Genomic DNA, 11,156 nt, shown 5'->3' on the forward strand with positions numbered 1-11,156 from the left:
GGCTCACGGGACCCGGATACGGGGACAGCGGCTGCTTCGCAGCGCAACGGGCCGTCGCTGCGCTCGGCCCACGCTGAAATGCGGCCGATGCCAAAGGGCGGGTATTCAATCAGAGGCCGAGCGAAGCGACGGCCCGTCGCCCTGCGAAGCAGTGGCTGCCCCCGCTCCCCGGGTCCCGTCTGCGGGTGAGTGAGGAGCGCAGCAAAAGCGGATCAGGGCCACGACCTGTTTGAGCGAAGCGAGTTGTCGTGGACCCCGCTTTTGCGAGCACCGCAGCGTGCCCCCTCCGAAGGAGGGGGACTCCCGCAGCCGGGTCGCCTTTCTTTGCTTACTTTCTTTGGCGAAGCAAAGAAAGTGAGCGCGGTCTGGGCGCGCAGCCCCAGCCCCGCCCTCCGCAGAGGAGAACCACCCCTCCGCCAGGAGACAAACAACATCAATGCGGCACCCGCTGCACATGCCCCTCCCCCTCTCCAGCCCCCGCACCGCCCGAGTCCCACAGGCCACAACCCCACCCACCATCCAGAAGATCCCCCCAATCCCCAACACAGCCCCCGCAGCACCAAACACGATAGGCACAGCCACACTGGAAGCATTGATGAACATCAGCCGCAAGCCCAGCGCCTCCCCCTGCCGGGAAGGCGGCGTGATGTGGTGCAGCATGCTCATCACCATCGGCTGCACAGCCCCCAGCGCAAAGCCCAGCAGCACGGAACACAGCCCCATCAGCAGCGCAGTAGGCAACAGCGGATACACAGCGAACAGCACCGCGGTGCTGAGGGTGGACACGGTGATCACATCCCGCTCATCCCGCCCCGCCGTCAACACCGGCAGCACGATGCGGATCGCAGCAGCCGCGATGGCGAACGCCCCCAGGATGGTCCCGATGGTCGAAGCACCCAGCCCCCGCTCGTGGCCCAGCAGGGGCACGACGAAGGCATGCACATCCCAGCTCGAAGACTGCAGCCAGTTGCAGAACAGCAGCCGCCGGAACATCGGCGCGCGCAGCAGGTCGATCGCCCGGTTGGGCTTGCCCTCGGCATCCACCGACGGCGGCTCGCTGGCCAGCTCGGTCACATCCCGCGCCAGGTACCAGGCCAGCAGCGGCAGCAGCGCCATCACCACGAAACAGATGCGGAAACCCCAGAGGTCGCTGGGTGTGGCCCCCGCATGGTCGATCAGCATGCCGGCGCAGAAAGGGCCGATGAAGTTGCCCACCGCCGGCGCGATGGCCAGCCAGCTGAAGGCCTGCTTGAGCTGCGCCGCACCGGTGGCCGCGCGGCCGACATGGCGCTGCAGCGCGATCACGACCACGCCGGTGCCGCCGCCGGTCAGCAAGGCCGCCACGCAGAACGCGGGAAACACCGGCAGCAGCGCCGCCAGGCCCGCGCCGGCGCAGGAGGCGATGGCCGCCAGGGTGACCGGCAGGCGCACGCCGTGCCGGTCGGCGAAGCGGCCGGCGGGCAGCGCCAGGAAGACCTGGGTCAGCGCGAACAGGGCTACCAGGATGCCGACCGAGGCGGCGCTGTAGCCCTGCTGCAGCGCCAGCAGCGGCACCGCCAGGCGCGTGCCCGCCATGGTCGAATGGATGAAGACCTGGATCGGGATGACACGCGCTAGTTGGGAGCTCATGGAATTGGTTTGTCTCTGATTTTTTTGGGGAGAAGTCTCGGCGCGAAGGTGGCGGGCTCAGCCGCTCAGGGGCGGCAGTCCGCTGTGCTCCGGCGGGCCGGTGGGCAGAAGGTCCGGGTCCGGCAGCGCGCCTTCGAGTGCGTTCTGCGAAAAGCTTTTGGTCGGCTTCACGCCCAGTTCCCGCAGGCGTTCGGCCTGGGCGATGGCATTGCCGCGTCCGGCCTTCAGGCGCTTGAAGGCTTCGCCGTAGGACTTCTGCGCCCGGTCCAGCGACTTGCCGATCTCCTCCAGGTCGCCGACGAAGGCGGACAGCTTGTCGTACAGGTCGGCGCCGCGCCGGGCGATTTCCTGGGCATTGCGGTTCTGCTGCTCCTGGCGCCAGAGGTGGGCCACGGTGCGCACCACGAAGAGCAGGGTCGAGGGGCTGACCAGCAGGACGTTGCGTTTCCAGGCGTCCATGAAGAGCTGCTCGTCCGCGCCCACGGCCAGCATGAAGGCGGGCTCGATCGGCACGAACATCAGCACGAAGTCGAGCGTCTTCAGGCTGTAGAGCTGCTGGTAGTTGCGCGCGGCCAGGCCCTCGATGTGGGCGCGCACCGAGGCCAGGTGGCGGCGCTGGGCGATGGCGCGGGCCTCGTCGGTCTCGGCGGCCACGCATTCCTCGTAGGCGAGGAGCGAGACCTTGGCATCGACCACCAGCTTGCGCTCTTCGGGCAGGTGGATGATGACGTCGGGCTGGGCCCGGCTGCCGTCCTCGCGGGTGTGGTTCTGCTGCACGTGGTATTCGATGCCGCGGCGCAGGCCGGAGGCTTCGAGCACCCGCTCCAGGATCAGCTCGCCCCAGTTGCCCTGGGCCTTGTTGCTGCCCTTCAAGGCATTGGTGAGGCTGCGCGCCTCTTCGCCGAGCAGCTTGTTCAGGTCCATCAGCTGGCCGACCTGCTGCGACAGGGCCGAGCGCTGCTTGCCTTCGGCATCGTAGAACTGCTCGACCTTGCCCTGGAAGTCCGCCAGGCGCAGGCGCAGCGGGTCGAGCAGGTGGCCCAGGCTGGCCTGGTTCTGCTCGGCGAAGCGTTTGCTCTTTTCTTCGAGGATGTCGTTGGCCAGGGTCTTGAACTGGTTGGAGAGCTCCTCGCGGGTCTGCTGCAGCAGCTCGATCTTCTCGGCCGACTGCTGGCGTTCGGCGCTCAGCTGGGTCTGCACGGCGGCCAGGCGGGCCTTGGCCATCGAGAGCTCGGCGCCCAGGCCATCGGCGCGGACCTGCGCCTCGGCCAGGCCGCGGGCGCGTTCGGTCAGGGTGGCGAGTTCGGCCCGGCTTTCGGCGCGGGCCTCGGCCAGCACCTGGCGGCGTGCCAGCCACCAGCCGGCGCCCAGGCCCAGCAGCAGGGCCAGGCAGGCGATGAGGGCCGTCAGCGCCGCACTCATGGGTGTCGTTTCATTCTTCTAGAACCAGACCAGGGTGATGAGCGCGAACAGCGGCAGCAGCACCGCGCAGGACCAGGCCATGTAGCCGAAGAAGCCCGGCATGGCCACGCCCTGGTGTTCGGCGATGGCCTTGACCATCAGGTTGGGCGCATTGCCGATGTAGCTGAGCGCCCCCATGAACACGGCGCCGGTGGAGATGGCGGCCAGCACCGGCGCCAGGGCGGTCATCAGCGCCTGCGGATCGCCGCCCGCGGTGTGGAAGAACACCAGGTAGGTGGGTGCGTTGTCCAGGAAGGCGCTGAGCAGGCCGGTGATCCAGAAGTACATCGCGGGCGCCGGTGTGCCGTCCGCCCGGGTGACCGCCGCCACCACCGCGCCGAAGGGGCCGTTCGCGCCGGCCTGCAGCATGGCGATGACCGGTGCGATGGTCAGGAAGATGCCGGCGAAGAGCTTGGCCACCTCGGCCATGGGCGCCCAGGCGAAGCCGTTGTCGTGGTGCACCTGCTTCGGGGTGACCGCCAGCGAGATCAGGGTGACAGCCACCAGGCCCAGGTCGCGCAGCGCCGCCGCCAGGCTGACCGGCGTGCCGAGGATGTCGAACACCGGCGAGCCCTTCCAGAAGCCGCTCATCAGCACCAGGCCGACGATGGCCAGCAGCAGCGGCAGGTTCACCAGGCCTTCGAAGCGCAGGCGGGGGGTGTCGGCCGTGGGATCGCGCGGCCGCACGCCGTCGCGCCGCCAGAACCAGCGGTCCACCAGGAAGAAGACGGCCAGCAGCGCCAGCACCAGGAACAAGGTCTCGGTGAGGATGTGGCGCAGCATCCAGAAGAAGTCCACGCCCTGCAGAAAGCCCAGGAACAGCGGCGGATCGCCCAGCGGCGTGAGTGCGCCGCCGGCATTGGCGACGATGAAGATGAAGAAGATCACCACATGGGCCTGGCGCGCGCGGTCGTCGTTGGCGCGCAGCAGCGGGCGCAGCAGCAGCATCGCGGCGCCGGTGGTGCCCATCAGGCTGGCCAGCGCGGCGCCGATCGCCAGCAGACCGGTGTTGAGCGCCGCGCTTCCGTGCAGGTTGCCACGTACGAAGATGCCGCCGGCCACGGTGTAGAGCGCGGTCAGCAGCACGATGAAGGGCAGGTACTCGGCCAGCAGGGCATGCACCACGGTCTGCGCGATGGCGCCACCGCCGAAGACCAGGGCGCAGGGCACGGCGAACAGCAGGGCCCAGGCCGCGGCGATCTTGCCGAAGTGGTGGTGCCAGAAGGCCGGCGCGATCAGCGGCAGCAGGGCGATCGACAACAACAGGCCGGCGAAGGGCAAGGCCCAGAGCGGCGAGAGGGCGGCACCGTCGAGGGCTGCGGCCTGGCTGCTGGTGGGCAGCAGCGCCGCCAGGACGGCGGCCGGCCAAAGGGCGCGGGAAAGGGAACTTGTTGGCATAGGCCGATCCGGGCGCGGAGCCAGCCGGATCAATCGGAGAGGTCAGCGGGCAATTTTCGCATCTCCCGCGCAGATGCCGGCATGGGTATTCCGGCTTGCGCCCAGCGCCTGGCGTATTCCAGCGCGACGACGAAGGTGTTCTCCTGCACCTGCAGCGTGCTGGCCAGGTCGCGGCCGTAGCCGCCGGCCATGGCGAAGGCCAGCGGCAGCCGGCGCTGCCAGGCCCAGTCGAAGACCCGGCGGTCGCGCGCCTCCATGCCGTCGAAGCTGAGCTTGAGCCGGCCCAGGCGGTCGCCTTCGTGCGGATCGGCGCCGGCCAGGTAGAAGATGAAATCGGGCTCGAAGCGGTCCTGCAGGCTGGCCAGGGCCTGCTCCAGGGCGGCGAGGTAGTCGCTGTCGCCGCAGCCGTCGGGCAGGTCGATGTCGAGGTCGCCCGGCTCTTTCTGGAAAGGGAAGTTCTTCTCGCCGTGCAGCGACAGGGTGAAGACATCCGGGTCGCCGCGGAAGATGGCCGCTGTGCCGTTGCCTTGGTGCACATCGCAATCGATCACCGCCACCCGCAGCGCCCGGCGCGAGCCGCGTGCGTGTTCGGCCTGCAGCAGCCGGGCGGCGACGGCCACGTCGTTGAAGACGCAGAAGCCGCTGCCCGCGGCACGCCCCGCATGGTGGGTGCCGCCGGCCAGGTTGGCGGCGATGCCGTGCGTCAGCGCACGGTGGGCGGCGGCGATGGTGGCGCCCACCGAATGGCGGGCGCGCTCGGCCATGGCGACCGACCAGGGAAAGCCGATCTCGCGCTGGATCTGCGGCGCCAGGCTGCCGTCGGCCACGGCGCGGATATAGCCGGGTGTGTGCACCAGCGCCAGCTCGCCGTCGCTGGCGGCGGGGGCGGGCTGGATGTCCACCGCCGGCAGCTTCTCGCGCAGGCGGTCGCGCAGCGCGCCGTACTTGGCCATGGGGAAGCGATGGCCGGCGGGCAGCGGCAGGACGAAGCGGTCGGCGTAATAGGCGTGCATGCGGCGAAGCTCGGATTCTCGCGGCTTGCCGATACCGCAGTGTTCCAGCCCGGTTTCCAGCCTTGCGTAGAAAAATGTTGCACTGCAGCATATTGCTTGCTTTTGGTGCGCGAACTCGTATACTTGGCCGTGTTGCAGTGCAACATAGAGCGCCACCGTTTCTCGTGGGCTGATTGCGCCCACCTATCCAATCCGTAGGAGATCACCCATGAACGCCACCCCCGAACAGATCGCCGCTGCCAGCAAGGCCAACGTCGAAACCATCTTCAATCTGACCAGCAAGGCCTTCGAAGGCCTGGAACAGCTGATCAACCTGAACCTCACCGCCTCGCGCGCCGCGCTGGCCGATGCAGCCGCCCACACCCAGGCCCTGCTGAGCGCCAAGGATGCGCAGGAAATGCTGGCCCTGCAGGCCAGCGCCCTGCAGCCGATCGCCGAGAAGACCGCCGCCTACAGCCGCCACCTGTACGACATCGCGTCGGCTGCCGGTGCCGAAGTGGGCAAGACGGTGGAAACCAAGTCCGCCGAAGCGCAGAAGACGATTTCCAGCCTGGTCGATGCCGCATCGCGCAACGCACCCGCCGGTTCCGAGACCGCCGTGGCCGTGATGAAGAGCGCCGTGGCCGCCGCCAACAACGTCGCCGACAGCCTGCAGAAGGCCGCCCGCCAGGCCTCCGACATGATGGAAGCCAACGTCAACACGCTGTCCGCCCAGGCTGCCAGCGCCGCCCGCACCGCCAGCTCGGCGACCACCGCCGCCGCACGCAAGCGCGCCTGAGCCACCCCGCTCCTCCCTGAAAACGCCCGGCGCTGCCGGGCGTTTTTTCGTTTCCGCTGCGGCGGTGTCCACCCGCATAATTGACGTTTACGTTAACGGCAGAACAGGAGACAGACATGGACATCGCGGGCAAGGTATTCATCGTCACCGGAGGCGCCTCGGGCCTGGGCGAAGGCACGGCGCGCATGCTGGCCGCCGCCGGTGCGCAGGTGGTGGTGGCCGACCTCCAGCAGGACAAGGGCCAGGCCCTGGCGCAGGAGATCGGCGGCGTCTTCGTGCGCTGCGACGTGACGCAGGACAGCGACGGCCGCGCCGCCGTCGCGCGGGCCACCGCCCTGGGCGGCCTGTACGGCCTGGTCAATTGCGCGGGCATCGCGCCGGCCTCGAAGACGGTCGGTAAGAACGGCGCGCATGCACTCGACCTGTTCACCCGCACCATCACCATCAACCTGATCGGCAGCTTCAACATGATCCGGCTGGCGGCCGAGGCCATGGCGCAGAACGAGCGCCTGCCCACCGGCGAGCGCGGCGCCATCGTCTCGACCGCCTCGGTGGCAGCCTACGACGGGCAGATCGGCCAGGCGGCCTATGCCGCCTCCAAGGGCGGCGTGGTCGGCATGACGCTGCCGATCGCCCGCGACCTGGCGAGCCTGGGCATCCGCAACATGACGATCGCGCCGGGCATCTTCGCCACGCCCATGGTCTTCGGCATGCCGCAGGAGGTGCAGGATGCGCTGGGCGCCAGCGTGCCCTTCCCCTCGCGCCTGGGCACGCCGCAGGACTACGCCAAGCTGGTGCGCCACATCCTGGAAAACGAGATGCTCAACGGCGAGGTGATCCGGCTCGACGGCGCCATCCGCATGGCGCCGCGCTGAGAAAGGCAGCCGCTACAGGTCCTGGAAGCGGCGTGACACCGCCGCCACCAGCGCCGCCTTGGCCGCCGTGCGCGACTGCACCAGGCCGATCTCGCGGCCGCCCGCCGCGGGCGGCAGCGCGATCACCCGCAGCGCCGGGTTGCGCGCCCAGGCCGCCTCGCGCAGGCAGGGCAGCACCGCCACCCCCAGGCCCGAGGCCACCAGTTCCACGATGCCCTCGATCGAGTTCAGCTCCAGGAACTCCCGCGGCCGCGCCCGCAGCTTGCGCAGCGTGCGCTCCACCAGCTGCCCGGTGTGCTCGGAGGGGTCGAAGCGGATGAAGGGTTGCTCCTCGATCAGCGCCCTGACCGGCTTGGCCGCCAGCCCGGCGGGCGCCAGCAGCACCATGGGCTCTTCATAAAGGGAGGTCCATGCCAGGGCCGCACGGTTCTGCGCCGCCGGGCCGACCACGATGGCCGCGTCCAGCGTGCCGGCCTCCACCTGGGCCACCAGTTCCTGCGACTTGGCGGCCGACACATGCAGGTCCAGCGCCGCATGCCGGCTCTTCAGGTCGACCGTGGCCTGCACCAGCCGGCGCAGCGCCGACACCACCGTGCCCAGCTTCACCGTGCCGGCCATGGCCAGCGGCGTGGCCGGCTGGCGCAGCGCCTGGTCGTAGAGCTCGACCATCTGGCGGGCCACCGGCAGGAATTCGCGGCCGTCGCCGTTGAGCGCCACCGTCCGGCCGCGGCGGTCGAAGAGCGGGCGGCGCAGATCCTCTTCCAGCGAGCGGATCTGCAGCCCGACCGCCGACTGCGTGAGCGCCACCCGCTGCCCGGCCGCGGTGAAGGAGCCGTCGGAGACGACGGCGAGAAAGGTTTTCAGAACTCGCAGGCTGGGCATGGCGGGCAAAAAAGAAGCGGACTTGCAGAAGGGAATCTCGCAAGATTCACGCCGAAACGGCCCGGATGCCAGAGTTTTTCTTCTGAGCCAGCGCAGAAATTCCCGCTTTCCCTCGGGCGCGAGGCATTTCAATAATGAGGCGCCCCCCGTCCGACATCCCAACCAGCCGCCGCCCATGCCATCGCCCGCCTCTTCCCGTTTTCCGCGCCGCCTGCTGCCGGCCCTCGCCTGCGCCGTCCTGGCCCTTGCCGCCGGCGCCGCCCGCTCGGCGGAGGCCTGGCCGACCCAGCCCTTTCGCATCATCGTGGGCTTCGCCCCCGGCGGCGCCAACGACCTGCTGGCGCGCATTCTGGCGCGCGAGCTGCAGCAGTCGCTCGGCCAGCCCTTCGTGGTCGACAACCGCGCCGGCGCCGGCGGCCTGATCGCCGACGAGGTGGTGGCCAAGGCCAAACCCGACGGCTACACCCTGCTGCTGGGTTCGGTGGGCGGCAACACCGTCGCGCCCATCCTGGCCAAGAAGCTCAGCTTCGATCCACGCAAGGACCTGGCGCCGGTCACGCTGGTGGCCGAGTCGGGCAATGCACTGCTGGTCAATGCCAAGCTGCCCTACCGCAGCGTGAAGGAGGTGATCGCCGCCGCGAAGAAGGATCCCGGCACCATCAACTATGGGTCCTCCGGCACCGGCTCCAGCCTGCACCTGGCCGGCGCCCTGTTCGCCCGGCAGGCGGGCGTGGAGATGGTCCACATCCCGTACAAGGGCAATTCGCAGGCGCTGACCGATGTGGCGGCCGGGCAGATCCAGACGGTGTTCTCGGGCATACCGCCGGCCATCGCCTCGCAGCGCACCGGCGCCACCCGCATCCTGGCGGTGACGACACAGAAGCGCGTCAAGTCGCTGCCGGACGTGCCGACCATCGCCGAGGCCGGCGTGCCGGGCTACGAGTTCTCCTCCTGGTACGGCCTGTTCACCACCGGCGGCACGCCGCCCGCCGTGGTGGAGCGCATCGCCCGCGAGGTGCAGGCCATCATCGCCCGGCCGGATGTGGCGGCGCAGTTCACCGCCCAGGGCGTGGAGCCGGCGACCAACAGCCCGCAGGTGTTCAGCAGCTTCATCGACCATGAACTCACCCGCTGGTCGCGCGAGATCAAGGCCATGAACATCACCCTGGATTGAAACCCCGGCCCGCCCGCCTTCATCTTCCGAGACAACCCCCATGCAGTTCGACCACACCAACCCCTACCCCAGCGCCCGCATTCCCGTCTTTGCACGCAATGTGGTCTCCACCTCCCATCCGCTGGCCTCGCAGGCCGGGCTGCGCATGCTGTGGAAGGGCGGCAATGCGGTGGATGCGGCCATCGCCACCGCCGCGGCCATGACCGTCCTGGAGCCGGTGAGCAACGGCCTGGGCTCGGATGCCTTCTGCATCCTCTGGGACGGCCAGAAGCTGCACGGCCTGAATGCCTCCGGCCGCGCGCCGCAGGCCTGGACACCCGAATACTTCCGCTCGCGCCACGGCGAGGCCAGCCGCACGCCGCCGCGCCGCGGTGCGGACTCGATCACCGTGCCGGGCGCCGTCAGCGCCTGGGTGGCGCTGAGCGAGCGTTTCGGCCGCCTGCCCTTCGCCGACCTGATGGAGCCGGCCGCCGAGATCGCCCAGCGCGGCTACCTGGTGCCGCCGGTGGTCGCGCAGAAGTGGAAGGCCGCCGCCAAGGAGCTCGGCGGCCAGCCCGGCTATGCCGACAGCTTCCTGCCGCGCGGAAGGGCGCCGGAGGTGGGCGAGTTGTTCCAGTTCCCGGCCGCCGCGCGGGCGCTGCGCGAGATCGGCCGCACGCGCGGCGAATCCTTCTACCGCGGCGAGATCGCCGAGGCGATCGCCAGCTTCATCCGCCAGCACGGCGGCAGCATGCAAGCCGCGGACCTCGCCGCCCACCAGCCGGAATGGGTGGAGCCGCTGGCGCGCGACTACCGCGGCTACACGCTGCACGAGATCCCGCCCAACGGCCAGGGCATCGCAGCGCAAATCGCCCTGGGTATCCTGGAGAAATTCGATATCGCCGGTTACGGCGCCGACTCTGTCGATACCCAGCACCTGCAGATCGAAGCCATGAAGCTGGCCTTCGCCGATGTCTATCGATATGTCGCCGAAGGCTCCAGCATGCGCATCACGCCCGAGCAGATGCTGGACGACGGCTACCTGGCCGAACGCGCCCGCCTGATCGATCCGCGCCGCGCCCAGGACTTCCAGGCCGGCAACCCGGTGCGCGGCGGCACCATCTACCTCACCGCTGCCGACGAGGACGGCATGATGGTCAGCTTCATCCAGAGCAACTTCCAGGGATTCGGCTCGGGCCTGGTCGAACCGACCTTCGGCATCAGCCTGCAGAACCGCGGTTTCGGCTTCAGCCTGGATGAAGGCAGCCCGAATCTGGTGGCGCCGGGCAAACGTCCCTTCCACACCATCATCCCGGCCTTCCTCACGCAGAATGGCCAGCCGGTGATGAGTTTCGGCGTCATGGGCGGCAACATGCAGCCCCAGGGCCATATGCAGACCCTCGTGCGCATGATCGACTTCCGCCAGAACCCGCAAGCCGCCTGTGATGCGCCGCGCTGGCGCTACAACGCCGGACTGGAGATCAATGTGGAGGCGGCGATGGACCCCGCCGTCGTGCAAGGCCTGATAGCCCGCGGCCACCGCGCCGGGGTGATCAACGATTCGTACCAGGATTTCGGCGCCGGGCAGTTCATCTGGTCCATGGGCTCACCCAAGGAGCATGGCTACCTGGCTGCCAGCGACCCGCGCCGCGACGGCCTGGCGGCCGGTTTCTGAACCGGCAGGGGTTCTTAGTAGGTCGAGCCGTATTTGAGGTTCAGGCCCCGCTCCATGCGGGCACAAACATCTGACAATTCACGTCGCTCGGCCGGGTTTGGGTCTTTTTTGTCAATCGATTTCCAACAATTTGCGACGATCAAGCGGTCGGATTCGAGGCTCCGGCCCGCTCCGTTGCCTGACGCGAGGTTGTAGGAAAGAGCAAACAAAACGATCGCTCCGACCACCAGGACCGGCTGCGGAATGCGGCCAGGGGCGACCGGCTGAGGTGTGAATGGCGTGTGCATGGTGA

The 11,156-nt window shown here is 69.0% G+C and carries 9 protein-coding genes and 1 pseudogene; 4 read left to right on the forward strand and 6 right to left on the reverse strand.

From position 1 onward, the window contains the following. Positions 1–468 precede the first annotated feature (468 nt). The 4 genes and pseudogenes from GT347_RS08345 to GT347_RS08360 form a co-directional block, all read right to left on the reverse strand. Positions 469–1,629 (reverse strand): annotated as a pseudogene (locus GT347_RS08345) (MFS transporter); the annotation flags it as partial. Between the two features lie 57 nt (positions 1,630–1,686). Beyond that, positions 1,687–3,051 carry a DNA recombination protein RmuC gene (rmuC, locus tag GT347_RS08350; RefSeq protein ID WP_160551522.1) on the reverse strand — a complete coding sequence of 455 codons (1,365 nt, stop codon included), beginning with the start codon at positions 3,049–3,051 and terminating at the stop codon, positions 1,687–1,689. A gap of 18 nt (positions 3,052–3,069) precedes the next feature. Next, positions 3,070–4,488 carry a sodium:proton antiporter gene (locus tag GT347_RS08355; RefSeq protein WP_160551523.1) on the reverse strand — a complete coding sequence of 473 codons (1,419 nt, stop codon included), beginning with the start codon at positions 4,486–4,488 and terminating at the stop codon, positions 3,070–3,072. Positions 4,489–4,517: 29 nt separating this feature from the next. Then, positions 4,518–5,501, reverse strand: coding sequence for a histone deacetylase family protein (locus GT347_RS08360; RefSeq protein WP_160551524.1), 984 nt, complete (start codon positions 5,499–5,501; stop codon positions 4,518–4,520). A gap of 208 nt (positions 5,502–5,709) precedes the next feature. Here GT347_RS08360 and GT347_RS08365 point away from each other — a divergent pair, with 208 nt between their 5' ends. Both GT347_RS08365 and GT347_RS08370 read left to right on the forward strand, forming a co-directional pair. Continuing rightward, on the forward strand, positions 5,710–6,279 hold the full coding sequence (locus GT347_RS08365) for a phasin family protein (RefSeq protein ID WP_160551525.1): 570 nt from the start codon (positions 5,710–5,712) through the stop codon (positions 6,277–6,279). Between the two features lie 116 nt (positions 6,280–6,395). Beyond that, positions 6,396–7,154: a 3-hydroxyacyl-CoA dehydrogenase gene (locus GT347_RS08370; protein WP_160551526.1), complete on the forward strand. Its 759-nt coding sequence runs from the start codon at positions 6,396–6,398 to the stop codon at positions 7,152–7,154. Positions 7,155–7,166: 12 nt separating this feature from the next. On the opposite strand, the gene GT347_RS08375 is transcribed toward GT347_RS08370, so the two are convergent. Continuing rightward, complete coding sequence (locus tag GT347_RS08375; protein WP_160551527.1) at positions 7,167–8,036, reverse strand: LysR family transcriptional regulator; 870 nt, start codon at positions 8,034–8,036, stop codon at positions 7,167–7,169. A gap of 175 nt (positions 8,037–8,211) precedes the next feature. On the opposite strand from GT347_RS08375, the gene GT347_RS08380 reads away from it, so the two are divergent. Then, positions 8,212–9,210: a tripartite tricarboxylate transporter substrate binding protein gene (locus GT347_RS08380; RefSeq protein ID WP_160551528.1), complete on the forward strand. Its 999-nt coding sequence runs from the start codon at positions 8,212–8,214 to the stop codon at positions 9,208–9,210. Between the two features lie 40 nt (positions 9,211–9,250). After that, complete coding sequence (locus tag GT347_RS08385) at positions 9,251–10,864, forward strand: gamma-glutamyltransferase family protein (RefSeq protein ID WP_160551529.1); 1,614 nt, start codon at positions 9,251–9,253, stop codon at positions 10,862–10,864. A 14-nt stretch (positions 10,865–10,878) separates the two neighbouring features. Here the strand turns inward: GT347_RS08385 and GT347_RS08390 are convergent, their stop codons facing one another. Next, entirely contained in the window at positions 10,879–11,151 is a 273-nt protein-coding gene (locus GT347_RS08390) for a hypothetical protein (protein WP_160551530.1), read from the reverse strand. Positions 11,152–11,156 lie beyond the last annotated feature (5 nt).

The organism is Xylophilus rhododendri (assembly GCF_009906855.1).
Lineage (GTDB): Bacteria > Pseudomonadota > Gammaproteobacteria > Burkholderiales > Burkholderiaceae_C > Xylophilus > Xylophilus rhododendri.